General features: G+C 34.3%; 41 protein-coding genes. All 41 read right to left on the reverse strand.

The annotated features are described in order from the left end of the window. The gene (locus LBP67_05010; protein ID MDR2084335.1) at window positions 1–1,329 is read right to left on the reverse strand and encodes a hypothetical protein; all 1,329 of its coding nucleotides are present in this window, start codon (window positions 1,327–1,329) and stop codon (window positions 1–3) included. Window positions 1,330–1,397: 68 nt separating this feature from the next. Continuing rightward, a complete protein-coding gene (locus LBP67_05015; GenBank protein MDR2084336.1) occupies window positions 1,398–2,534 on the reverse strand; it encodes a hypothetical protein in 1,137 nt (378 codons plus the stop codon). 65 nt (window positions 2,535–2,599) lie between these two features. After that, window positions 2,600–3,553, reverse strand: a complete 954-nt coding sequence (locus LBP67_05020) for a hypothetical protein (protein MDR2084337.1) — start codon at window positions 3,551–3,553, stop codon at window positions 2,600–2,602. Between the two features lie 2 nt (window positions 3,554–3,555). Then, on the reverse strand, window positions 3,556–4,059 hold the full coding sequence (locus tag LBP67_05025; GenBank protein MDR2084338.1) for a hypothetical protein: 504 nt from the start codon (window positions 4,057–4,059) through the stop codon (window positions 3,556–3,558). Next, window positions 4,043–5,746, reverse strand: coding sequence for a hypothetical protein (locus LBP67_05030; protein ID MDR2084339.1), 1,704 nt, complete (start codon window positions 5,744–5,746; stop codon window positions 4,043–4,045). The genes LBP67_05025 and LBP67_05030 overlap by 17 nt, the downstream gene beginning before the upstream one ends. Further along, a complete protein-coding gene (locus tag LBP67_05035; protein ID MDR2084340.1) occupies window positions 5,679–5,882 on the reverse strand; it encodes a hypothetical protein in 204 nt (67 codons plus the stop codon). Before LBP67_05035 ends, LBP67_05030 begins: the two co-directional genes overlap by 68 nt. A 6-nt stretch (window positions 5,883–5,888) precedes the next feature. Beyond that, entirely contained in the window at window positions 5,889–6,533 is a 645-nt protein-coding gene (locus LBP67_05040; GenBank protein MDR2084341.1) for a hypothetical protein, read from the reverse strand. Between the two features lie 535 nt (window positions 6,534–7,068). Beyond that, window positions 7,069–8,478, reverse strand: coding sequence for a phage terminase large subunit (locus tag LBP67_05045; GenBank protein ID MDR2084342.1), 1,410 nt, complete (start codon window positions 8,476–8,478; stop codon window positions 7,069–7,071). Then, entirely contained in the window at window positions 8,468–8,920 is a 453-nt protein-coding gene (locus LBP67_05050; protein MDR2084343.1) for a hypothetical protein, read from the reverse strand. The genes LBP67_05045 and LBP67_05050 overlap by 11 nt, the downstream gene beginning before the upstream one ends. Continuing rightward, complete coding sequence (locus LBP67_05055) at window positions 8,877–9,392, reverse strand: ParB N-terminal domain-containing protein (protein ID MDR2084344.1); 516 nt, start codon at window positions 9,390–9,392, stop codon at window positions 8,877–8,879. Before LBP67_05055 ends, LBP67_05050 begins: the two co-directional genes overlap by 44 nt. Beyond that, window positions 9,389–9,796 carry a hypothetical protein gene (locus tag LBP67_05060; protein MDR2084345.1) on the reverse strand — a complete coding sequence of 136 codons (408 nt, stop codon included), beginning with the start codon at window positions 9,794–9,796 and terminating at the stop codon, window positions 9,389–9,391. The genes LBP67_05055 and LBP67_05060 overlap by 4 nt, the downstream gene beginning before the upstream one ends. Before the next feature lies 1 nt (window position 9,797). Next, window positions 9,798–10,181 carry a GNAT family N-acetyltransferase gene (locus LBP67_05065; protein MDR2084346.1) on the reverse strand — a complete coding sequence of 128 codons (384 nt, stop codon included), beginning with the start codon at window positions 10,179–10,181 and terminating at the stop codon, window positions 9,798–9,800. Continuing rightward, window positions 10,156–11,286 carry a phosphoadenosine phosphosulfate reductase family protein gene (locus LBP67_05070; GenBank protein MDR2084347.1) on the reverse strand — a complete coding sequence of 377 codons (1,131 nt, stop codon included), beginning with the start codon at window positions 11,284–11,286 and terminating at the stop codon, window positions 10,156–10,158. Before LBP67_05070 ends, LBP67_05065 begins: the two co-directional genes overlap by 26 nt. Next, complete coding sequence (locus tag LBP67_05075; GenBank protein ID MDR2084348.1) at window positions 11,261–11,947, reverse strand: ParB N-terminal domain-containing protein; 687 nt, start codon at window positions 11,945–11,947, stop codon at window positions 11,261–11,263. Before LBP67_05075 ends, LBP67_05070 begins: the two co-directional genes overlap by 26 nt. Window positions 11,948–12,048: 101 nt before the next feature. Beyond that, on the reverse strand, window positions 12,049–12,615 hold the full coding sequence (locus LBP67_05080; GenBank protein ID MDR2084349.1) for a hypothetical protein: 567 nt from the start codon (window positions 12,613–12,615) through the stop codon (window positions 12,049–12,051). After that, the gene (locus LBP67_05085) at window positions 12,578–12,934 is read right to left on the reverse strand and encodes a hypothetical protein (GenBank protein MDR2084350.1); all 357 of its coding nucleotides are present in this window, start codon (window positions 12,932–12,934) and stop codon (window positions 12,578–12,580) included. The genes LBP67_05080 and LBP67_05085 overlap by 38 nt, the downstream gene beginning before the upstream one ends. Further along, window positions 12,906–13,322, reverse strand: a complete 417-nt coding sequence (locus tag LBP67_05090; GenBank protein ID MDR2084351.1) for a hypothetical protein — start codon at window positions 13,320–13,322, stop codon at window positions 12,906–12,908. The genes LBP67_05085 and LBP67_05090 overlap by 29 nt, the downstream gene beginning before the upstream one ends. A 26-nt stretch (window positions 13,323–13,348) precedes the next feature. Continuing rightward, on the reverse strand, window positions 13,349–14,071 hold the full coding sequence (locus tag LBP67_05095) for a hypothetical protein (GenBank protein ID MDR2084352.1): 723 nt from the start codon (window positions 14,069–14,071) through the stop codon (window positions 13,349–13,351). A gap of 3 nt (window positions 14,072–14,074) precedes the next feature. Then, window positions 14,075–14,371, reverse strand: coding sequence for a hypothetical protein (locus LBP67_05100; protein MDR2084353.1), 297 nt, complete (start codon window positions 14,369–14,371; stop codon window positions 14,075–14,077). Window positions 14,372–14,385: 14 nt separating this feature from the next. Further along, window positions 14,386–14,571 carry a hypothetical protein gene (locus tag LBP67_05105; protein MDR2084354.1) on the reverse strand — a complete coding sequence of 62 codons (186 nt, stop codon included), beginning with the start codon at window positions 14,569–14,571 and terminating at the stop codon, window positions 14,386–14,388. 2 nt (window positions 14,572–14,573) lie between these two features. Then, a complete protein-coding gene (locus tag LBP67_05110; GenBank protein MDR2084355.1) occupies window positions 14,574–14,903 on the reverse strand; it encodes a hypothetical protein in 330 nt (109 codons plus the stop codon). A 10-nt stretch (window positions 14,904–14,913) separates the two neighbouring features. Beyond that, the gene (locus LBP67_05115; GenBank protein MDR2084356.1) at window positions 14,914–15,195 is read right to left on the reverse strand and encodes a hypothetical protein; all 282 of its coding nucleotides are present in this window, start codon (window positions 15,193–15,195) and stop codon (window positions 14,914–14,916) included. Then, a complete protein-coding gene (locus LBP67_05120; GenBank protein MDR2084357.1) occupies window positions 15,192–15,653 on the reverse strand; it encodes a YopX family protein in 462 nt (153 codons plus the stop codon). Before LBP67_05120 ends, LBP67_05115 begins: the two co-directional genes overlap by 4 nt. 2 nt (window positions 15,654–15,655) lie before the next feature. Further along, a complete protein-coding gene (locus LBP67_05125; GenBank protein MDR2084358.1) occupies window positions 15,656–15,949 on the reverse strand; it encodes a hypothetical protein in 294 nt (97 codons plus the stop codon). 12 nt (window positions 15,950–15,961) lie between these two features. Further along, window positions 15,962–16,198, reverse strand: coding sequence for a hypothetical protein (locus LBP67_05130; GenBank protein MDR2084359.1), 237 nt, complete (start codon window positions 16,196–16,198; stop codon window positions 15,962–15,964). Between the two features lie 97 nt (window positions 16,199–16,295). Next, window positions 16,296–16,487: a hypothetical protein gene (locus LBP67_05135; protein ID MDR2084360.1), complete on the reverse strand. Its 192-nt coding sequence runs from the start codon at window positions 16,485–16,487 to the stop codon at window positions 16,296–16,298. A 23-nt stretch (window positions 16,488–16,510) separates the two neighbouring features. Beyond that, window positions 16,511–16,687 carry a hypothetical protein gene (locus tag LBP67_05140; protein MDR2084361.1) on the reverse strand — a complete coding sequence of 59 codons (177 nt, stop codon included), beginning with the start codon at window positions 16,685–16,687 and terminating at the stop codon, window positions 16,511–16,513. A 6-nt stretch (window positions 16,688–16,693) separates the two neighbouring features. Next, entirely contained in the window at window positions 16,694–17,032 is a 339-nt protein-coding gene (locus LBP67_05145; protein MDR2084362.1) for a hypothetical protein, read from the reverse strand. Continuing rightward, the gene (locus LBP67_05150) at window positions 17,019–17,378 is read right to left on the reverse strand and encodes a hypothetical protein (GenBank protein ID MDR2084363.1); all 360 of its coding nucleotides are present in this window, start codon (window positions 17,376–17,378) and stop codon (window positions 17,019–17,021) included. Before LBP67_05150 ends, LBP67_05145 begins: the two co-directional genes overlap by 14 nt. 27 nt (window positions 17,379–17,405) lie before the next feature. Continuing rightward, window positions 17,406–17,873: a DUF4942 domain-containing protein gene (locus LBP67_05155; protein MDR2084364.1), complete on the reverse strand. Its 468-nt coding sequence runs from the start codon at window positions 17,871–17,873 to the stop codon at window positions 17,406–17,408. Next, window positions 17,870–18,580 (reverse strand): hypothetical protein, encoded by a 711-nt coding sequence (locus LBP67_05160; GenBank protein ID MDR2084365.1) that lies wholly within the window; start codon window positions 18,578–18,580, stop codon window positions 17,870–17,872. Before LBP67_05160 ends, LBP67_05155 begins: the two co-directional genes overlap by 4 nt. Then, complete coding sequence (locus tag LBP67_05165; protein ID MDR2084366.1) at window positions 18,577–19,287, reverse strand: hypothetical protein; 711 nt, start codon at window positions 19,285–19,287, stop codon at window positions 18,577–18,579. The genes LBP67_05160 and LBP67_05165 overlap by 4 nt, the downstream gene beginning before the upstream one ends. Before the next feature lie 11 nt (window positions 19,288–19,298). Beyond that, window positions 19,299–20,243, reverse strand: coding sequence for a YqaJ viral recombinase family protein (locus tag LBP67_05170; protein ID MDR2084367.1), 945 nt, complete (start codon window positions 20,241–20,243; stop codon window positions 19,299–19,301). Between the two features lie 6 nt (window positions 20,244–20,249). After that, window positions 20,250–21,149 (reverse strand): hypothetical protein, encoded by a 900-nt coding sequence (locus tag LBP67_05175; GenBank protein ID MDR2084368.1) that lies wholly within the window; start codon window positions 21,147–21,149, stop codon window positions 20,250–20,252. A 23-nt stretch (window positions 21,150–21,172) separates the two neighbouring features. After that, the gene (locus LBP67_05180; protein MDR2084369.1) at window positions 21,173–21,424 is read right to left on the reverse strand and encodes a hypothetical protein; all 252 of its coding nucleotides are present in this window, start codon (window positions 21,422–21,424) and stop codon (window positions 21,173–21,175) included. 2 nt (window positions 21,425–21,426) lie between these two features. After that, window positions 21,427–22,323, reverse strand: a complete 897-nt coding sequence (locus tag LBP67_05185; GenBank protein ID MDR2084370.1) for a hypothetical protein — start codon at window positions 22,321–22,323, stop codon at window positions 21,427–21,429. 5 nt (window positions 22,324–22,328) lie between these two features. Further along, on the reverse strand, window positions 22,329–22,625 hold the full coding sequence (locus tag LBP67_05190; protein ID MDR2084371.1) for a hypothetical protein: 297 nt from the start codon (window positions 22,623–22,625) through the stop codon (window positions 22,329–22,331). A 242-nt stretch (window positions 22,626–22,867) separates the two neighbouring features. Then, a complete protein-coding gene (locus LBP67_05195; protein ID MDR2084372.1) occupies window positions 22,868–23,170 on the reverse strand; it encodes a DUF3853 family protein in 303 nt (100 codons plus the stop codon). Between the two features lie 10 nt (window positions 23,171–23,180). Then, complete coding sequence (locus tag LBP67_05200; protein MDR2084373.1) at window positions 23,181–23,390, reverse strand: hypothetical protein; 210 nt, start codon at window positions 23,388–23,390, stop codon at window positions 23,181–23,183. 30 nt (window positions 23,391–23,420) lie between these two features. Beyond that, window positions 23,421–23,801 carry a helix-turn-helix transcriptional regulator gene (locus tag LBP67_05205; protein MDR2084374.1) on the reverse strand — a complete coding sequence of 127 codons (381 nt, stop codon included), beginning with the start codon at window positions 23,799–23,801 and terminating at the stop codon, window positions 23,421–23,423. Beyond that, entirely contained in the window at window positions 23,801–24,037 is a 237-nt protein-coding gene (locus LBP67_05210) for a hypothetical protein (protein ID MDR2084375.1), read from the reverse strand. The genes LBP67_05205 and LBP67_05210 overlap by 1 nt, the downstream gene beginning before the upstream one ends. Between the last annotated feature and the right edge of the window lie 64 nt (window positions 24,038–24,101).

Here is a 24,101-nt window from a genome sequence, read left to right on the forward strand (position 1 = left end):
TCAAAAAACACTTTTATAAGTTACTCCCTCGTCCTTGCATCCAAGACAAATTCTATCCATTTTATCGGTATTAATATCAAGGGCGGCGTATGCCTTTTTTAAATCATAACCAAGTCCGCCGGGTCTTCCTGCCGTATTTCCGTCAATTTCATAGAGAATATCCAAACGTGAAACATTAAGAGCGTTAGGGTTTGGTCTTACAGCCGGATTCATTGATATGGTTCTTAGAACGGTAGCGGAAACCTGTTTGGCAACAACATCAGCGAAAACACTTCTTTGGCTTATTATAAAATCAGTCAGATCACATCCAACAGTTATTTGAAAATTTACTCCATAGCTTGTCGAAAGAGTGTACATGTTATTTGAAATATCCCACATAATGGGAAATTCTGAATTCACAGGCACTCTAAACGGTGTCACTTTAAGATACTTTGATATAAGCTTCCAAATATTGTTGTTCCTTTGATTACAACCTCCGCATGGGTCAACACTCCAATCTTTAGGAAAATTAACAGCAAACATCCCTTCTGGTAATTCGTCTTGATTATAGCATAAATACCACGTCCCACCTGAATTGATGTCATCGGAAATATAAGGAAGATACCAATCAGCATCAAACCAAGCGAAATCACCATCGGTTTTTATCTCGCATTCAATTGTTTCTATCGGCTCAATCCTTGAACTGTGATAGAGATATAATTTAACCTTTCCTAAAGCTCCGGCAAACTGTAAGCCTATCTTTTCAATCCTTACCGTTACGCCCATACTTCTGACTGGATTTATCTCAAAGCCTACAATAGATTGACGATTTTTGATAATATCAAATCTACGTCCGGCTCCTTCATATAAAGTCCTTCGTTCTAATAAATCTTTAGTCTGAACACTTATTTTTTTATCATCAAGAAACTTTGAAACGGCTTTTTTAATTCCTGATTTAGTTTGGAAAGTCAAATAATCGGATAAGAAATTATACCCCTCCCAATTATCATTGGCAATAGCAAAATCTTCATTATAATCATTATTAAAATCACCGAGTTTAGGTTCTATATTCTGATTATCCTGTTTCGCAATAAACACTTCGTCGTTATATCTTACCTTATCACCTTTTTTATAAATGGTTATCATGTTCCATTTGGGATATTGAAGCGTAAAATCAAGCGGGATTACCGAGCGTATGTTTTCTAATGTTACAAGTGGATGTTCTTCCTGAAAAAACCTTCCACTCTCCGAAATAGTTAAATCATCGTTAATCTTTTCAGCAGGATTAAACGCCTGTTGCCAACCTACCAAGTGAATCAAACTATCTTCTATCTCCTTTAATCTTATCATAACTTTTGCATTAAAAAAGGGATATGGGTATTTCACCCATACCCCCAAAATCAAAGAAATATAAAAATTTAAGGAGCTGTGACAGCTTGAGTATATAGAGGATTAGTTTGGCTTGAACCTGCACCGCATACGGTTTTTACAGGTGCTGCCATCCAGTTATCACAGTCAGAGTTAAGAACCTCGAATTTGATTATCGGATTAGCTACAATATCAGGGTCGCTATTGTATTTCACAATAAAAGCAACGTCTATCCAGAATCCAAAATGTTCGGTAATAACGCAGTTCATATCTGATGATGCTTCACCTGCAAGGGTTGATTTATCGCCCTTATCTGTGTAGTAATAAGTATCAACAGGCATGTTTAGAATTGGCATATTCACAATATCCCATTCAGTATCATTACTCCTTGTACGTGCAAGGTTTTCACGTCCTGAACGTGTTAAATATCCAAGTTGGTTTCCCCTGACTGCAAAGGCAGTCGCAAAGACACTATCCTCATTAGTTAGGTTGTTGGTGAAATGGAAAAACTTATCTGCATATTGGAGTTGTTTGTTTTGCGAGTTGTTCGCTCCCCATTCAGCCATTTTGCGAATATTGCTTTCAATACCGGAGTTAGATACCAAATGAATGTCTCCAAACGAATAATCATTTGCATTGAAAAGAACAGGAATGTCACCCATGAAGTTTTCACGGTAATCCCATTTAACGCCGAGAGTGTTTGCGCTTTCATCATAGAAAAGTTTATCGCCAAAGACTTGTGTCTTATTAGTCTCTAACGCCGCTATTGCTGCAACGTCTAACGTTTTTGCCAATGCTGAAATATGTGCCGTCATTTTGGCGTTAAAGTCTCTTGCATAACCTATGTCATTATTATGATAAAGTACCGGAGTTTGGGTAAATCCTACAGCGTAAGTTGCAAAAACCACACGATATAAAGCCGATGTGTTTTCGGCATCTTCTATAGTACAACTACGAACGTTACTTACTGTAACATTTCCGTTATAATCGATAACAGGGATGTCGATATTTGTCCCTATACTTTGAATAGCTCTATTTCTCAATTCAGGCGTTATAAATGAATCGGCTGCCTCTGTTTGAGAAACGAACAAGTCCAAAGCTCCATATGTACCTACTCGGTGCATATTTTCATCAAATTTTGGCACTTGTATGCGCCAATCTTGAATTCTTGTTGCTATTAAACTCATTGTTATAAAATTTTATTTGTTAATAAATCTCAGACAGCCCCTTTGCCTGTTTTGTTAATTACTTTTTATTTAAGTGGTAAAGTTTTTATATGATTTTCATTTTCCTTGTAAATCTTGTTAAATTCAGTCTGATACTCTGGATTTTCTCTAAGAAAACCTTTCTGCGATAGTATGCCGTGAATTATATCCGTTACTTCGTCTCGGCTTTTTGCTCCGGATATTTCAACTGTTGGTTGCGGGTCTGCTGCCGTAATGTGACCACCATTCCCGCCTGCACCCTTAACAACCCGACCTTTATCCAAGATGCCGATAATTTCCAACTCTTTAGCGAGGATTTCACTAACCGAATACGGTTTAAGCCCGTTTTCGGGATTGTTCATCGTTGCACCTTCATTAGTACGGAAAACTAATTGCTTTCCTCCTTCACCGTTATCTATAAAATCAGGATTATAACCCTTTACTTTAGAGATAACCTGTCTTACTAATTCCTTTTTCGCTGCTTCCGGAATTTCTTTTTTGTATTTCATGGCTTTTTCAGCTTCCGAAATCTCAAACTCTACTTTCAACCCGAATAACTCTTTTTTATGAGTTTCTTCAAGTTTTTGTTTTTCTTCGTTAAGTGCATTAAACAAGTTTTTTGTCTGGTCTAATTCGGCTTTTGTATTCGAAAGGAGTGTTTTTGTCTCCTCGTCGCTTCCACTGGTTTTAATAACGTTTTCAAGCCTTGCTTTTTCCTCTTCCAACATTGCTATCTTACTGCTTAACTCTTGTGAATTTTCAGACTTTGACTTTAGTGTTTCAATAACTCTTTTTGCATAGTCATAAGTTTTTTCTTCAGGATGATTTTTCTCTATTCCGGATGTTTTCAAATCTCCATCAATTCTATTGTAAATCTCTCGAGTCTTAGCAGCAATTACATTGTTTTCATCATTTTTACTCATTTCAACGATTGTTGAAATTGCTTCCGGAGCTAACTCCTCTAACGCCTTATTGGCTCTTAATACTTCTTCTGTTAACATAACTATTTTGTTTTTGTAGATTTTTCAGGTTCTTTAGTAGATTCCGTTGTCTCCTTAGGTGGTTCAACGACTTTTTCAGGTTCTGGATTTACACCATTGTTCTTAAATTCTTCAAGTAATTCAGCTCGTAATTCTTCAATCAATTTTTTACGGTCTAATGCGGCTCTTTCTTCCGATTTTAAAGCATTTTCTTCATCTAATTTCTTTTGAGCTTCAAAATTTAGTGCATCGGCTTTTTCTTTATCCTCTGCTTGTTTTTTCGCAATTGCTTCCGCATACTCGATAGGATTAAATAGAACTTCAATAGTGTAGCCTTGTTTTACAAGGTCGGTTTTTACAGTGTTCCATGTTCTTGGAGGATACTTTTGAACAAATGCTTTAGATTTCCTCTCTCCGGTTTTACTGTCAAATTCAACCATCTCTAATTTTACATGATAAGCCCTAAGGTCTTTTACCATCACTTTGTAATTTTCTTTTGTGATTTCTTCTTTAACTTTCTGTGACATAATTTTTTAATTTATCGTTAATAATATTTATCTTTTTATTAAAATCTAATAAGCTTCCGAACTCGATAATGTTTAAATTCTCGCGTTCAAATCTTTTTATCAGGTCTGAAAAATTTAATTTAATCTTTAGTGTTTGCTCATCAATAAACCCTTTTTGAAAAAGGTCTATTACTTCATTTCTCGTATAGTGTCTGAATGGTTCTAATTCCGAAAGAATCAATATTCTTTGTAGTTGAGTAGCATCGTTTTTATATTCAGCATAAAATATTCTCTCTTGAAGCATATCTAACTCTGCTTCACTTGCTCCGCTATCCTTTGCCGACTTATATTGTAGTCTTAGCTGTTCACCTGTGAAGTTATAAAACACAGTACCAAGACTTATATTCACTGACACCACTGTATCATTTCCATAGCGCAGTCTTGCAACCGTCTCGTCAACAAATTGCTGTGCCTGTTCAAATCCTCGTTTTACTTTATTCCTCACCGTTGATCTGCTTTCATAAACTGCATTTACTTGTTGCTCGTTAACAGCTTGCGAGTTTACAAGATTATCATCAACACCAACTGTGCTGTCTATTATACTTTTTATTAATCGTTGCTCTTCTTCTACATTGTATCTAAGGCTTGCCTCATTGATTTCTATAATCCCGACAGGTTCACGCATATCTCCATTTTTCTCACTCGGTGGTGGAACGGATAATAAAGAGCCCGCACCTGTTAACCTATTAGCCTCACAAACAGGACACCTCGCAATATGTCCATTGCTGTCAAGCATATGATTTTTATGTTTATCAACAAGAAATCCGCCGTCACATTCGTAACCTTTATCAGCATTCATATAGTTACAATTTTGCTTGTAGCTCCATAAAATAGGATAAGCACTATAAAGGTCTAATTGTTTCTTATTGATGTGAAAAAATTCCAACCAATCGAATTGATTAAGCTCTTTACTTATTAGTGAAGCTTTTATATCGGGTTGCGATAGGTTTAATGGTTCGTTCCAAAAGAATTTAGCAGGACAATAGCCCAAATCATGAGGATTATTTGATATTTCATCCCCAATCTTATCATTCTTGTATTCGTATGTTTTATAACTTTCGTCGTCAACTACGGTTAAAACACTATCAGTTTGTTTAAAAATTACATACTCCATCATTCCCGACAATGGGTCTGTAGTCTCGTAATCAATAACATTACTCATTTTCAGCCAATAAAAATATGGTTCCGGAAGCTCAGTCGTTTGTTCAATGGGTAAGTCAACAACCAAAATACTGTTAAACTCTGTCTTGTAGTATTCCCAGCCTACCCGATACCATATCTCCGGCTCTTTTAGTACCTCCTGCCTGTAATATTCAAAGTCATCTTTATATTCGGTCGTCAGGAATTGATAATTAAATGATTGGTTTTGTCCGTCAAAAATGTTACTCATTTTATCGAAAATAGTGCCAACTACTTCCGAAGTTTTCATCGGCACTCTGAATTGAATTAGAAAAGCCCTGTATTTATCCTTAGGTAATAGACTTTCAGCATACGCCAAGAAATCCCTCGTCGGAGTAGTACTCGATTGAGCGACTTTGGTTTCTGCATGGAATTTTACGCGGTTTTGATGTGCGATAATTCTATTTATCGTCTCCGCCTTTTTCCTCTCCAGAACTTTCTTTTCTATTTGCTCTCTTGACAATCCCATTTTCAGTTAATTCATACTTTGAGTTTTCCGGTAATTTCCAACTTCCATTCTTAATGCTTAGAAGACGATTGGCTTGTTCGAGGCTAAATGCCTTTGAATACCTCCCACATGTCAATTCAATTTCTGTCTTTTTCATAACAAATTAGTTTTCAACGACAGGAATTAAATCTCTTACAGGGAAGAAATCAGATGCTTTAAGTATCACGGTGTTATCAGACCAATTTGGATAGAAACTCCATTGTATGGTGTTGAAATCAGAAGCTCCAAAAATACCGGATGTTACATCGCTAACTCCAAAGGCTGTGATTGGAATAAATTCGTAGTATGGATTGCCTTCGGTATCAACATCGCCTGTATCGATAAGGCGCATTTGACCCCATCCATCAAAAAGTACTACTCCGATTTCTTCACACATTAAGTCTTTTAGTGGTTTTATAACCTCTTTTTGGTTGGCTTTCTTTACCGTAGCTGTGAATGTTGTAGGGTTATAACCCTCTACTTCCTCGATACCGTCGGGAGAATCATTTCCTCCGCCACTTGTAAGCACATCGCCTGCTGTCATTGTCGGCGAATAAAGTATAGGAGTTAATACAACAAGAGAATCATCATAAGAAGTTAAAAGTTCTTCCCATGTTGCTTTCAATTCAGGTAACGTCATTTGGTTTTTTGTTCCGTCGCTTTTATAAAGTCTTTGAAAAGCAGCTCTTTGGATTTGCCCGAAATTAACCGGACAATTTTGTTTTGGGACTATTGGCAAATTTGCCCCGCGTGGACATTTACAAATCATAATTAATATTTTTTGGTGAAACAATTATGACAGCCCCTTTGTCATGATTAATACAGTGCAAATATAAATAGGAGTTTTTTAGAATAATGACTTTTGCACCTCGAGTTTTTGACAAACATTTTACCAATTCTTTTGGCGATGATTTATTTGTTTATCTTTGCAATACGTTCTTTCTTAATGTAAACTTACAGGAGATTTTGACGGTAGTAATCGCTACCGTCTTTATTTTAAGCACAAATTTTTATTTCATTATACTCTATTTTGTTTTTTAAGGTTATGTTTTTATGGGCGGCGCGTTAATACGTGCCGCTTTTTTGTACAGAAATAGAAATGTGTAGAATCTTAACAAACTGACCATCTCGGATGATCAAATTCTCCGGAATACTCTGGTCAATTTTATCAGAATCTACATATAGTAACCTATAGTAACTTTTTTTACAAAATACGACTTTTAGAACAATTAATTTTGTCTTTATACGGGAATTTTTGAGACTTATAGAGAAAAATAGGAAATTTAGGACAATTTTAATATTCCTTAATTTTCTCTTGTAACTCCCCTGGGTATATCTTCGGCATAATCAAAATAAGCACGCATTAAAAGCACATCACGCCAATCGGGCGACCGACCGATACTTTTTTTTATTTCTTCTTTAGGCTTGATTCTTAATTTACCATCACTATCAACTTTCCAAGTTTGAAGTTCTCCTAAATCTCCTGTAAGGATTTCTTTTTCTTTTTCCGATATTTCACAAACAAAGCTAACAAGATAATTATTTATACTTTCTGCAAGCTTATACCCGCATTGACTTTGTAAATTATAATAATTTTCTCCATAAAATGGACTTGAACCATTTTTAAATCCTTTTATTCCACAATTATCAATTACTCCACCGCCTACACCGTCTTCATCGGCAATACAATTATCTTTAATAATTCGATACTTAAATCTTAAGTGGTTTATTGCGTCCTGAATATCGGTTGTCTTACTTGTATTCATAATCAAAAAATCGACTATCTGCCAACCTTTCCAAACTACAATAATTGCCCTGTCACTTCCAAATCTCGCTACATCTGCCGTTAAGTAATAAATATTTGATTTTTCGTCAAAATCATTATTAAATATATACATAATCACTTCGTGACTGCATAAACGATTGGGGTTATCGTCATAATCCCATATGCCAAGTAAAAGGCGTTCTCTTGTAGCTTTTGTAGATATTGACTCAAGTGCCTTTCTATATCCCTTCTCATTAAAAGGATTGTCCTCTTCAAGTGCAGGAATAAAGGCTTGGTTAGGCTTTAAAGTTCTGTTTACTGATGGAGCATAGAACTCATCATACAACCAATTCTTTTGAGGATTACAAGTTATAAATAATTTGCTCAGTAAACCATATTCATCATTCCTGTGCCTACCTACACGGGATTTTAAAGTATCAAAAGCAGCAAAATGAACCTCTCCTGCCTCTTCTATCCATCCGCCTGTGTATTCCTTTGAGCCTAACTTCTTATATTCGGGGTCAGTAGGCATAAAAAATAGACCTAAAAAGTCTATCCGGCTACCATTAGAAAATAAAATATATCTTCGTTCCCTTATAAACCAATCTCGGTTTTCTTCTAATCCATACTTTAAAAATACTTTCCTAAATGTCTGAAATGTAGAGTCCCTAACATCTACTATATTATTTCTACCAACAAACCATTTAGTTAATGGATAACTTAAACAAGACCAAGTTAGCCATTCGCAGCCCGTCCATGACTTCGCACCTCCACCAGCCCCGCCATACAATATTTCAGTATGGATATTATCAGTAAGTATATGCAACGCTTCATCTTGCTTATCGTGGCGCTTGCCATCAAACTCAACGATGAAGTCAAATTTGCCACGCTTAAATAAATCAATACAAGATTGAACATAGGCATCATATCTTACTTCTTTACTTGCCACGCAATTTACGCTGTATTTTATTAAACTCTAATAATTCATCATCACTCAATTTATCAAAGTTTAATACTTCACTATTTATAGTTTCTCCATTTGAAGTTATATCTTGACTTTCAACATAGCCTCTTTTCTTACCAATTGTTCTCAATACAAATTCTTGGTTTCTTGTTTTTCCATTAATAGCATCTTGGATATATTTACTCTCAATCACATCAATAAGATTATCACGGAGACCCTCAATATAATCAGTCAAATCATATATTTTTATCCATTCATAGACAGTAGCTCTCACTACATCATAAGCTTGGGCAACTGGATAAACTATCCCCGAACTATCTTCAAGTGCCCTCATTAAAGCTTCTTTACTTGGGCGTTTTCTTTTTCTATTCATAATGTAAGGTTCAATCATTTTTCTTCTTTGGTTTCCACCCCTTTGAGTATTCATGATTTTGAATATCAAGCACTTCAAAAACATCTTTTTTAGCCAATAAGTCGATTTCTTGCTTTGAAGCCCCAATCTCTTCAGCTATCTTTTTAGGAGATATGTTATAATCATGTATTAACTTATAGACTATTTCGTGCATTTTGAAAGCAATATGATTGCCCTTAGCCCTATTAATTCTAATTGTTAATAACATTCTATCCACTATCGGTAAATCCAATTTTACTACTGGTACGAGATAACCAAATTGTTCGACAATTTTACTACTGGTACGAGATAACCAATAACGATGAAAGCCGTCTATTATCTCTAAATCCTGAGTTACTAAAATTGGCTGTACCCAGCCTTGTCTCAAAATGGAAAACTCAAGAAGTTTCATTTCTTGAGTTAATACCACATTTGGATTATAGTCATTCGCCTTTAAATCTCGGCAATCTAACCATTCTACATTTGATATTGGTTGTTTATCTATCATTTTTTATATCGTTTAATTATCCCATGTTCACGGGCTAAAATTGAAAAATCATGTTTAAATACAGGCGGATATTTTGCCCCATCTTTTATACTCCTAAAATAAGAATTTACAGCACTCATATTAATATGCTGTGAATGATACATCATGTGACATCTCCAACATATTTCATGCATTACTTTTTTTACTTCGAGTATTTCTTCATCAGTTGCCGAACCTATTAACATCTTTGGGACAATAGACAAAGTAACATCATAGTTAGAATTATGATGATGTAAAATCCCCTCTGTCTGCCCACATATTTCACATTTAGTAGGATTATAAATTAATCCCAAACGCTTAGCTCTATTCGTGAGAGTTAAACTTTTTTGCCTATCAGCGGCACTCCATTTTTCAAAATCTCTCATATTACCATCTTTTAACAAAACTTATTCCGTTTTTTTTTACATTATGAATTTCAAACTTATTCTTGAGAAACATACCTAAACTAAATTCTGTGCAAAAAGCACTCGTTTCTGAACACTTATTTTGTATTTCTCTTAATTCCCATAACTTAGTATAAATGCCTTTTTTCCGATATTCAGGCAAAACAAAATCAATCTTGTATCTCATTGTTTCTCCTATTCTTTGAAATCCAACACAACCTACTAATTTATTTTCATCAAAAGCAGCTATGTATTTACAACCATCATTTAACCGAAACGCAATCCGACTATTTCTGAATTGTTTACCTAAACGACTATACAACTCATCAGCAGAAACAAAATCAAATGTTATATTCAAGTCCTTCATAATCATAATATTTTTTAGTAACATCTTCATTATGTAATGCAGGTATCATTCTCTTATATCTACCGTTAGCAATTACATTAAAAACATACAATATAGGAAATCCCCCTAACGGTCTATGTGTTTCATGTTTTTCTCTATATCTTTTACATTGCATAATCTTATTTAAAACATCTTCAATAAATTCATCAGCAACAATATCTTTTGCAAACTTAATTACTCCCTCCCAACTCACAGGATAATTAGAATAATCATTTCTCTTTGGTTTGTAATCTTTTGAATATCTAACTTGTAATTCAACTTCGGGAAATACAGCAAGCATTTGATTATATAAAACTGGGTCTTTTGTTTTCATAGTCAATAATGCTGATTGTGCTGCCTCTGCATGTAAAGGAGTAGAAACCCTTAATTTATCTCTATTAAATATTTGATAATCGTATGTTTCACAATATTTAATCTTGTATTCATAAAAGAACTTGAATACATCTTTTTCTTTCCAATCATAAATGGGTTTAACAACTGTAGCATTTCTTTCCTCTGTATTCATATAACAATGAATATTGCGAGTAGCAAATATAGCTTTTCTTCTATTTATACTCTCATCGGCACGGAGACCAAGAACAACCGCTATTTTACCTTTTAAGTCTTTAGTATATTCCAAATATGCTTTATCCTGATACCTAACGCCATCACAAGTTAAAGCCCAACTTGGAATAGGTCTAATATGAGGTCGATTAATATCCCACTGAATATATTTCTCTTTATTACCTAAAATATACTTTTCACTCTCAAGTTGCATACACCACCATTGGAAATTATATTTTCCACTATTCATTATTTCTTCACAGAATTTTATAACTCGGCTATCAACTAATTCCTCATCATAAAAAACAACATCAAGTTTCTTTTCTATACCATGTGCTTTACGATATAATTCAAATAGTTTTAAACAAACCAAACTATCTTTACCGCCTGAAAAGGAAATAAAGATATGGTCAAACAATGAATGAATAGTATGTATTCTTTCCATTGCAGCATCAAAAACATTCATTTCTGAATATTCATATTCAAGCTTATCAAAACTATAATTCTCCTTTGAACTTGTCATAATCTTTTGCCTTTTCTTTTTTACTATCTTTTTGAGAAACTTTAATCAATTTTAGTATTAATTCACTATCAGTATATTGTTTATTCTCTTGGTATAATTCTTCTACCCATAACAACAACCGAGAACTAACCATTTCTACACCTGAAAATCTATTTCTTAAATGAGTTAGAAAATCATAAAACAAATTTTGTTCCTCAATAGATGAAAATAAAATAGTATAATTTTGAATTACATTTGCTCTTGGTTTACTTCCTCCACTTGTAGCATCTAAAATCTTCTTTGGAATTTCAATACCTATTGAGGGTTTATTTATTAGAATTTCTTGCCAATTTTTCATCTCAATAGTAGCCCAATCAAATTTACCAAAGCCATCAGCATTATCCTTTAACATTATTCTTACCTCATCTGATTCGGTAAGTCCTTCCATTATATAGACAGGAACTTCATTTATACCATTAATTTTAGAAGCCTTTAATCTTTGATTTCCTGCAATAACAATTAACTTTCCGGTTCTGTTTGAGGCAATTATTGGTCTCGCATTAAACAAATCCTTATCCTCTTTTAAGGATTCCGACAACAAAGTTAATTTCTCTTTGGTTATTAATCGTGGATTATCAGGATGTTCGATTAAATCATTAACACTTATTAATTGAGTATTCATTTCTTTTTACTTTCGTTAATCATTCTTGTAACTGTGTTTATCATGCTGTTATTAAGTGGAAACGGCAATTTTGAAGTGCCAACCTCTTTTTCTGCCTCAATTCACTCTTTGACCTTATCTAACTCTTTTATTTCTTCATCTGTTTTAGTTTTTAATATTTCATTTACTTTCTTAACTAATTCTCTGAATTTGCGGTTATACTTAACCTCGTCGTCATATTTTTTCTGCATTACCAAGATATTAGAACGCGTCCTGTTGATTAGTAATGAGAGGAAATAACTCGACACTCTTGGGAGCAAAGAAACAAAAATCATTCGGCAATAAACCGATTCCATCCTTTGAGTTTTTGACAAATATTTGTCTCTTGGTATTCCGCTTGCTTGCTCTATGGCTTGATGTATGTGTTCGGATGCGTTAATGTATGCCTTTAATTGACACACAACGTTGAGACCCTCACTTGTAGCTCCAATCTGAGCTAATTCTGTTGTATTGATTCTATATCCACTTTTACTTTCGCGTAGTGTTTTTAACGCTCCGCAGTTGTTTTTCTGCGGACAAAGGTTGCAGTTGTTTTTCGTAAAATTTTTCTGATTAGGAACTGTAACATAATATGGTCTGTAACGATCGTATTTACGTTTTTTTTCTCTCTGTGTTAATTTGCTGTTCATCTTTCAATAACTTTTTCATGGTCTTTCTTCCGCACTCCATACCAATTTCACGGATATAATTACGTTGTGATGATGATAGAGTAGGAGTGTTTCTCTCAAGAACATTTTTAAACGTCTCAATGAATTTATCTATCTGAAAATATCCTTCGTCGCATAGACTATCTATCGGATGAGCTTTTAAACACAATCCCTTTCTATACGCTTTATCTCTCGCATCTTTCCTTGTTTTGACTAGGTCTTTTAGTTTATTCTTAGTTATATTTATAAACCCCTCATTCCGGAAAAGTTCATTAACCGTCATTTCTTGTAGTGGTTTCATCGTTTTTAAATTCTTTAAATCCTCGTACTGTTAATTCTGCTACTATCTTAGGTTCTAATGAACGTACTTTAGCGCATTCAATAGCTTGTTTTTCCATTGCAAAAATTGAGGTTAATATGTCATTATCATCGCCGACAAGCATTATATCGAAATTCAGCCATTCAAATTCTAATTCTCTTGAATGTAGGTTAATGTTTAAAGCAGGGATAATTGCGAAAAATCTTTTATCCCAAATAACGTTTATAAAAAAGCGGATTTGCTTAATTCTATTACTTTTGTTTTCTTTCATCATCTCTAATGTAAGAGGTTCTAAAGGATAATGAGTATTATCATCCTTTATTAAAGGTTCATAATACCTTATGCTACGGTTATAGATATAATCTTTCATAATTATTAAATTTATTATAATTTATATTATCTATATTCTTCATCAAACTCCCGATCAAGCCTATCACAACAACTTTGGCAAACATCTAAATTGCCATACTTTGTTACTGCAGGTTTTTGGTTGCATTGGTTACACATAGGTATACCTTCTTTATCGCACAATACAAATTCATAAACCCAAACAAAAGGGTTTTCTTCCCAAATGTCTTTTTTACTGATATGATTTATAAGATAAGAAAATGCCTCTATAGCAGTTTCATGAAATCCAAAATAATTGTCATACTTAAAAATATCTTTAGAAGCATCTTCGGGAGATAACAACATTTTATCTATCCCTTCTTTAAAACAATCTTCCTCACTAATATCCTGCAGCTTTTCAATTTTTACATCTGTAATTTTTACAAAATATCTTGCGGCACTTGTAGGCATGAAAAGTTTGTTTTTCCAAAACCATGGAAATGACATTTTTTCCTCTAATCCATCCGATTTTAATTCTTCAATATCTTTTTTATCATATTTATAATATGTATCAAGAAAAATCTCATAATATGGCTCTTTAAGATACAAAACCTCTCCAAGTTTGTAGCGCGGTTTTATAAATCCTTTTTCTCCGATCGGATTTCCTATAAATCCATTTCCCGACAATCCTTCAAATGACATAGGTTGTTCTTTCACTACTCTCCTCGTCATTGTTTTCCTTTTTTCCACAACTGCAATAAATAGCGGTTCTATAAAGCATATTCCGTTCATGGTTTAACTATTAATTGGTTCATATCCTAATTCTTCCAAATCTTGGTAAACTTGTGGTGTGTGTTCGTTGCTTTTATCAACAAATAACATTAACATTTTTTCTAATTCATCTAATCTTTCCTTAAATTCAGAAGATTCGTAAAGAAAATATTGCGAGTAAAGAGGCTTTTCTCTAATGACATGAACTTTGTGCCTAACTCTACCGTTTAGACGCCTTTCTGCCTCCAAATTTAATGTAACCGTAATGATAAACAGTTCATTTTTGTATTCAAATACCTTTTTAAAAATTTCTTCTTTCATAATAATATATTTCTTTATTTATTATCATTCCAACAATATTTCTGTGTGCCTTGATTAGTCCATCCGTATTGATCAAGGTTGCTGCTCATGATATACTCATCGGCAGCTTCCCATGAATCAAATTCAACAATCAAAACTTCTCCATTGTTATCGCGGATAAAATCCCTTAATCCACGATCAATAAAACTAAATTCTAACATAGCTATTCTATTATTTCTGAATATATGTCAAAATCATCAAGTTTACCATTCATATCATAATCTGCAATCAGATTAATTGGGCTATCAATATCAATTTGTTCTCCGTTATCAAAATAATATTGTTTTTGTCCATTACGTTTAATTTGCCCAAGAACTTCCATATCTTCGTCTGTTCCATATCTGCCGATGTTTAAAGCTATATTTTCTGCCAATTCTTTATAATTGGCTTCTCCGTAAAATTGATTATAAACTTCAAACAGTTCCTTGAACTCTTTAGAATTTTCGTCAAATTCTATTATTACTTCCGTTGTTAATTCTACTTTAATTCTCATGTTTTTATTTTTATAAAAGTTCTATAATTGTTGCATAACATTTTTTAATCTCTTCAATATGCTCGTTTACATATTTATCAAAAGAACCACCAAATATCTCATCAAGTCTTTCAGATATTTGCCCGAATGGATTAAGCCAAGAATCATTTTTGATTATTTCTTTTGGTTCATAAAGTGCAACTAAATGACTACTTGTGTTAAAATGCACTATCATAGTAGCATAGGAAGTTAGTTTATTTTCCGCCTCGAGCGAGTATCGTGAGCTGATAGCCCCATATTCAAATCTTATCATATTATCTCCTTTCTATTTTGTTTGCTAATTAATTCTATATTGTCATGGACATTTCCTATTATTTTAAACTTATGAATGTCAAAATTTTTAAATAACGGGAAATAATAGGAGCTATTTTCAAGAAAAGAATGTCTATAAAATGTTAACTCGGATTCGTTAAAATAAACTCTTGATAGACACAAATTAGCAGTGCCCGATTTTAAAATATCCCCTTCGAAAATATTTATTCCGTTTATATCGATCAATCCTGTAAATTGTCCAATTGATTCAGGAAATACTTCTACTATAGATTGATTTTCAGGAGACATAAACCCACAAGTTCCGTCCCATTCAACCCATCTTATGATACAAGCCACTAATGGGAGCTGGTCTTCTTTGCATTCATTAATAATATATGGAGCTCCAAAAACCCATTTATTATTTTTCATGCTTTTTCCTCTATAAAATACATTTCTCATAACTATTTCCTTTCTATTGGTCGCCAATATTTAACATTTTCAATCATAACATCGGTATGAAAAGGGACAACATACCAAGCATTATGTTCCCATACTGCCGTATAGACATTATCTCCCATATCCTTAACCAATATTACTTCATCGGGATTATCAGGCAATTCCTCTTCAACACTTATCCATTGTTGAGCGAATTCAGCGCCTGCTTTAAAAGCTAAATATGAATTTAAAACAAAACCACGTACAGGATTTGTTTTTTCTTTTGCATATTCTTCTGCAAATTCTTTAATTGTTGTCATGGTTTATATTTTTTAGTTTTTTGATTTGTTTAATTCTTCTTCAAATTTGGCTTTATCTTTTTTCCAAATTTTATCAAGTCTTTTCATTTCTTTATTAAAAGTCTGATAATTTTCATGAGATAACATTCCGTATTTATCTTGCAAGGCATCAAATACATATCCTCTCATTTCAATCCATTTATCTAAGCAATAATCACATATTGCTGATGAAAAAGGGGTCTCATCTCCACATCTAACACATTTACTCATTTCGTTTTTTTTAATTGATTTATTTTTTAAATCCTTAATAAAATCTTCTACTAATGGACTTGTATCATCTTTACACTTTTACTTCAAATGGTCTCATTTATTCGATAGCTATTTGAATATTATATTGAAATTCTTTTAGTAATGCCTCTATTGGGGGGGGCAATTCATTGTCGGATTGCTCCGGTGTGATAAGGACTTCTCTTGTTCTTGCGTTAAGAGGATAGCCGGCTTTTCTTACCTCACCGTGAAGATAATATCGGCGATTGTTTTGTTTTTTCGTGTATGCCATGTTTTTATTTCTTATAAGTTATTCTATGATACTTCTCTACTTTGTAAATTGAAACTTCTTTTGCCGCCTGATCTTCTTTGAACATTTTTTTTTGCTACTTTGTCAATAACATCAAAATCCATGTTCTCTTTTATCTCGGTAACTTCAACGGTTCCATCGTTTTTCGTTAATTCTATCGTGAAATATATCTGTACTTCCATGATTCTTTAATTTCTGTTTTTAATGGTTTCTTTAATCATATTGATTGTGTTTTGTGTACAAAGGTCATTGGGCTGCACTCTTAATAGTAGCCAACCTTGCATTGCTGCTGTATTGTACTTCTCCATATCAAGAAGAAAACCCGATGCCCTGTTATGTCTGCCGTATTTCCAAATTCCGCCCTCGACTTCAATGGCAATCTTATGTTCTGTAATAGCATAATCAAATTTCCATCTGCGTATCTGGTCGAAACGATGTTCTTTAACTACGTTTAGCCCTTGATCTCTTGCATAGACTTTAAACAGGTCAAAATCAGGTTGCATACGGATTTGTCTATTTGCTCTCATTGTCAATGTAGATTTTAAGTATTAATTTCCCGTTGGCAAAGTCATATTTTATCGCCTTTAGCTTATGGATTTCATCTTGAAATTTCATTGTAGCTACTTGAGTTCTACGCTTTGGAGATAGTTTTTCAAAACCATCAGGCATTGTTTCGGTAAGGTTGATAATTTTACTGAAAATAGCATTGTTCTTTATAGCGTTTAAACTTAGATTGTGATTTTCTATCACTATTTCTTTTGTTTTCTCTATCAGCAAGCTATTTTCTTTCCTTAAGTTGCTGTTAGTCATTATCAATCCGATTACTCCGAGTAATAATCCTACGATGATGATAATTAGAATAATTGTTGTCATGGTGCTTAATTTTTAATTTAAAATTTATTAATTCAATAATTTTTTTTCATCAATCAAATAAAGTTCTTGATTATTGAAAATTTTCATATAATTTTCAGTATTCCCGCAGAATTCTTTCACAACTTCCTTTTCTTCATTATTCATATCCCCAAATGGTTTACGTCCGAAATTTGGTGGCAACCAGCTTTTTTGTTGGCTTCCGAAAAGATTAAACTTTTCTAAAAGTTCAAGGTCTCTAAAAACTATATGACATGTGCCTTTTTTATAAAAAGTTACGGTAATATGAGTTAATTGAATGTCCTTTAAAATCCCACTTTTCCAACTCGATTCAAGATTTTGCCGAGTATTATAATTATGATCCGAATTTCTATTTTCTAAATAGTTTAATGTCTTAATTATATCATTCAGTCGTTCAGAGCAAGAATAAATCTCGCTAAATCCATAACTGCCAGGTGTTGGGTAGAAATTTTTATCGTTGTCTAATAAGTTTTTCATAATTTTCTTCTATCTTTTCCGTTAATAATTAAGTAGTTAGACATTTCGTACAGGCGGCTAACTACACGCTCGCCGTACATGTTAAGATTGTCGATATCGCTTGGACTGTTATTCGAAGAAATAAGTGTCATGTATTGCGGTCTGTCGCCTCTGTGTTCAAGAATTTCTCTTAAAACTCTATTGCGGTTCCCCATGTGCATTGTCTCCGGCTGTTCAGTTCCCAAGTCTTGGATATACAATATCGGAGAATTCTTGTATTTAACTATCTCACCCGTGTTTTTATAATCATCGCAAATTGACGACGAGCGGTGGCATATTCCTGTTAAGGGTCTTGGATTTCCGTCTGAATACCACAACACGCCGAGCTTCATTGCTATCTTGGAAATTATCTCAAGCAAAACACTCTTCCCACTTCCAACCGAACCAGCCAGATATAAACCTTTGCAAGTATTTCCTTTGATAATTTTCTTTTCGTTATCAAAATCCAAACATTGAAATTCTTGACCTGCAAGCCATTTAAGGGCATTTTCGTATGCAAACCTGTTTTGGTCGTCAATGACAAATTTCTCTGGAAACATCTGCGTTCCGATTACCGTTGCAAGTTCAACGAGTTGATTAACGTCAATGTCATAATGCTTGCGCTCAATGAATTGTGGCGTTTCTTCCTGCCTTAATTCTTGTATAATATTTCCGATACTTAAACTCATAGTTTTGCCTTCCATTTGTCGTTAATACTTTGACTTTCTTTCTTTTGACCGCAATCTTTTCTTTCTTTGTTATCAAAATTACCCTCTAATATTTTAACCCAATTCGTGGAATTCTCAAAAATCCAATCAAATGTGACAATCCAAGAATTTTTATTCTCTCCTCGCATAAAGTCTGATTTTTTGATTTTTTCAATGATTTCAAGAAAAGTCTGATGCTGAATCTCGGGAGTTTTTCCAAATTCCAAAAGCCGCGTTTTAATTTTTAATTTTCTTTTTTCATTTAAAATTTTAACTTTTTTAAGGGGCGATGTGGTCGATGAGTTCCACTCGTCGACAATATCCTGTAAAGGATATAGAGTGTTTAGTTTAGTTTTGTTTAGTTTAGTTTTTGTTTTATTTATCTCGTCACCAACCTCGTCACCAACCTCGTCAAAATTTGACAAGGTATAAATAACATTAGGACTTCCGTTGCGAGTTTCAAATCGTATTAAACCTGCTTGTCTGAGTTTATTTCGAGCATTTTTCAAAGTGTTAAAGGAAATTCCTAAATCCGCTTCGATTTTAGAATTGTTCCGTTTGAATGGATTCTTCCAATGACAGATGTTGCATATTTCTAAAAGATGGAAATAAACAGCTACTTCTGTGGTGTTGAATGAATGTTCTTCATGTGACCGCCAAAAACCTTTTATAAGCTCGATATAATTCATACTATAATAAATTATTTCAACAAAAATCTTCTACTTCCGTTTTTATTATCAAGATACTTCAAGTAAAGCTCCGGATGTTCTTTTTCAAATTTCTTTACATTGAATTTCTCACCATCCTTGCTCGCTTTCCATGTTGCCAGAATCTGACCGCAATATGATAGAGCCTCGCCGTCACCGATAATGAACTTCATTGCATCTTCAATCTCTGTCTTTTTACTCCCAAGCTCCGAAATTTCATCCTTAAGGCGGTTTAACTCATCATAATACTTCAATACTTCTTCGTTTTTTGTTTCAATAATCTTGCCTTGAATATGCTTTGGGTATTTCATCATAACATCATCAATACTGGATAATGCAGGTTCTTGGTTGCCTATGATATTATCAATCCAGAATTTATCTACTTGCTCTATCATATAGTCATAAAAATCCTCGACAAAATGAATATTCATGTAATCGAAATCTCGTCCGCAACAAAGCCACGCCAAAGCCCCTTGATAAAGTCCGACAACTCCTAATTGATATTGAAGCTGACAAAACCAGTAAGGCGGCAGATTATCTTTATCGACACTCATCTGGGTTGTTTTAATCTCCAAAATCCCCTTGTTTGATTTATTTCTTGGCATATCAGGCAGCCAGAAAAGCCTGTCGGGCGACACTCTTAGATAATCTTTCTCGTTATCTACATAGAGGATATTTTCAGCCGACGACTTAATTATATCAAGTCCTGTTTCATCGGCAAAAAATCTTGAAACGGCATCTTCCAGGTAATTGCCTGCCTTCATTAGAAAATTATTCTCCTGTGGCAGATCAATCCCCTTTTTCTTTCGCCATAATTGATACGCCGATTGATAAGGGTTAAGTCCGAGAATTGAGGCAACATCGCTGCTGCCTATTCCCTTTTCTCTCTCCTTGAGCCATTGATGGCGGTCTTTGTTTTTTAATAATATTGCGCTCATTATTAATTATTTATTTTCATCATTAAACAATTCGCCTGTCTGTGTGTCAACATTAGTTGTCATAGAATCTTTCGTTTTGTTTAATTGTTCAGATTTTTTTGTTGCTTCTTGGGCTTTCTTCATATTTTCCTCCGCCTGTTTTTTAGCCGCATCTTCTTTTTTGGCTTCCTCTGCCGGCTTGATAAATTCTTCTTGAATGGAGGTTGTACCTTCTTTTATTGCCGTCCAGATTGAACGTAAGACAAAAAGCCTTTCGTTGTCGATTTCTTCTTTTTTACTTATTCCAAGCTTGTCGAAAATCATTTGTTCAGATACCCCTGCTTTTGAAAAATTAGCGAATGCGTTTTGTCTTCCTGTCTCAAGGTCAACGGCTTTACCCATTGCAACCTGTTTAACATCTTCAACGACTTTCTTTGTAACTGCCTTTGGTACAACCTTCAGTACAGCATTTCTAAAAGCTATTGCAGAGGCTGCATTGCCTGTCACAACCTGCATGTCTTCTGAGAATGTTCTGCCGTTTTTATCGGTTATCCGTCTTTTCACTTCAACCGATACTGCTGTGTTGGTCTCTAAATCGTGACAAACACCTTGAGCTGTAATTGTCTTTCCGTCGTTGCCGATAATTCTTGTTTGAACTCTTAAATTCCCCCACGCTCCGGCGATAATTTCACTCATGCGAACCGATAATCCTTCAACCATTTTTTTATCGTCGCCCTTACCTCTATACAAGGCATAAAAGCAATCTTCTGCCGTTTCAGTGTCCATTGTAGCGTAAGTCTTAATCTGATTTAAGACGCTGACAATATTACGTGGGTATTGTTTTGCTGTTGAAATTTGGATGTCTATCTCAGACCTGTTAATAGCCTGCAACATCTCACTTTCTCTAATTTCAATAATTTCACTCATAATTTATTTGTTTTTAAAGGTTTTTATCTATCATAATAATCCATCGGGTCGTATTCTTCTTCCGGGTCGTACTCCTCAAGGATAAAGCCTTTACCATTGCAGCACTCACAAGGTTCGTTATCCGGCTCGTTTGTTTCTTCAGGTGTCCAATACCCTTTTCCGCCACATTCTTCACATTCTACTTTTCTCGTAGGCATATCTTCCGCACCCAACCTGCATTCAGAGGGCAGAGACATATCATAATTGTAAGCCGTCCAACTTCCCGAAATATTCATTGTTATTCTGCTTTAATTAATTTTCCATTATCCAAACGATACCATACATCAGCTTCGATGTTTATTCCGTCAACTTGTGCAGCTGCGAAGTCTATTATATTATAATTAATATCTCTTTTGGTAAGAATTATAACAGAACCTTTCCCACCTTTCACTTTTCCGTCTGTTGAAGCTATGGCAACTCCGTTTTCTTTTACAGATGCAGCACCTCCGTCACCAGCATTAGCAGCACCTCTGTCACCAGCATTAGCAGCACCTCTGTTACCAGCATTAGCAGCACCTCTGTCACCAGCATTAGCAGCACCTCCGTAACCAGCATTAGCAGCACCTCCGTTACCAGCATTAGCAGCACCTCTGTCACCAGCATTAGCAGCACTATAGTTACCAGCATTAGCAGCACCTCCGTTACCAGCATTAGCAGCACCATAGTAACCAGCATTAGCAGCACCACAGTCACCAGCATTAGCAGCACCTCCGTTACCAGCATTAGCAGCACCATAGTTACCAGCATTATTTGTATCGGCACTGTTTATTTTTTTCTTGAAATCAAAATTTTCAAAAAATGCTGATACTGCAATTTTGCAAATATTAAATACGCCTATCTCTGATTTTACAAGAATTCTTTTTGCGACTCGTTTTGAATTGTTGTCCCCTTTTTCACCCGAAACATCATTTGCCTCTACAATTGCAAATCTATTACCATCACCGGCGCTATAATATCCAAGCACATCATGCGGATTTTCGCAAAAATGAAATCCTTTCTCACATAATTTTACTTCACCTTCCGTTTCTTCTTTGCCGATCTCATATTGTTTATCACGACATTTTAATTCTTTGTCAAAGCCCTTATATCCAATAACAGGCTTGTTTTCAGTTTTGTTTTCTTTTGTTGTTTCCATTGTTATTACATTGTTTTAATTTCGATTATGCTTCCTATCATTTCTGATTGCTCCAGTGCAATCAATTGTGCTAATGAGTAGAGCTTTTTTGAATTCTTCTCCACTCCTGAACGAATATACGTAAGCTTTCCTTCTCTTGCCCAACGCCTTATTCTCGCCTCGCCGAAACGGCGGTAAGCCTGTCTTTCGCTTACAAGATCATCTTTGGGATTTGCAGCAGCAATATATTTGCTTACCGCCGTTTCAGCGGCAGCACTCAATATATCTTGCAGTTTGGATATTGGAAAGCAAACGTAATTCATGGTTTTAGTTTTTCTTTAAGAATGCTAAGGCGTTTACTACCTTTCTAATATTCTTGCCTCTTTTGACAATCTTACCGTTCTCGGCGTATTGCCATATTCCGTTGACACAATTAAACGTTCTCATAAATTCTCCTTACGTCGTTAAGTAGTTGAAGCGCACCGAAAAGGTACGGTAGTGGTTTTTGCTCTTGTGAAGCTTGTTTCTTTGGTTGTTTTTTCTTGTTTTTCATAGTGATTTTATTTTAAAAGTTTTCTTCTTCTTCTTTATGTTTTCTCATTAATTCCAAAGCAAGATCAGCATTAACGACAATCTTTCTGCCGGATTGATGAATTGCCTCATCAATGACTTTGCTTTTTTTAATCCTATTCGCTGTTGTTTTACTGCAATCAAATAAATCAGCAATTCCTTTAATACCATAAACATATCGTTTCTCAGGAGTTGGAACAAAGTTTCTTTCAGTAACAGGGGTGTAATCTTTTCCAAGTAATTGCATCAATTCCCCAACTGTCAAGTCAATTATCCGTGTGTCGTTTGTGATGTTCATGGCTGTTTATTTAATTTTTAAAGAAATAATGTGAGTTGCATTCTGCCCATGCGCTTTGTAAATATGCTTCTACTTTATCAGACTTACCATGAATATCAGTTGCTTTTTTTACTGCTATCTCAATTGTGCTATTTGTGTGTGATTCAAATTTTTTGTGATGCTCCTTAGCTTCAATAAGAAGGTTTTCAAGGTCTGCAATTGTTAATGTAATTTTTGCCATATTATTTCATTTAGGTGTTTTATTATATTTTTAAAGGTTATAAGCCGTTTCAGTTCTTCTGCCTCGTGAATAATGGCAATATCTGCCTGATGTACGAGCATTTCTGATGTTGTTTCTCCTAATATTATAATTAGGTATAATTGACAACATCACGACAACCGTCATAACTATCGTTTCGATGATTTTCTTGCGGATTTCATTATAATCTAATCCTAAGAAATTACACAGGTAAAAGCCTGTTAATTCAGAGGCTTTATGTACTTCTACTTTTTTATAGGTTTCACGCATGATATTTTCTACCGTGCGTATAGAAATACCTAATATATCGGCAACTTCTTTTTGCGCGTGTCCTGTTGCTATTAGTCCCGCAATCTGTTCTTGCCTCTTTGTTAATATAGCATCAGTATTCATTATTCAGCTCCCCAGATTTCAGTTATACCATATTCAGCGAATACCGTTTCAATATTCTTTGCTTCTTCGAGGTTAGGAATTACTTCTCCGTTTAATCTTCTATTCCATTGAGGAGTTGATGTTATTCTTAATACCGTTTGTATTTTCATCCTTACTTCTAAGGATAGGTTTTGCGGAACTTTACCGTAACCTTTGCGAAAACTATACTGTGTTGCGTTTGTTATTTTTTGACCCATGTTATTTATTTTTAGTTATTAATAGGTGTTTTTTGCTATTGTCAGTTTAAAGTATTTTGATTAC

Source organism: Bacteroidales bacterium (assembly GCA_031276035.1).
Lineage (GTDB): Bacteria > Bacteroidota > Bacteroidia > Bacteroidales > BM520 > RGIG7150.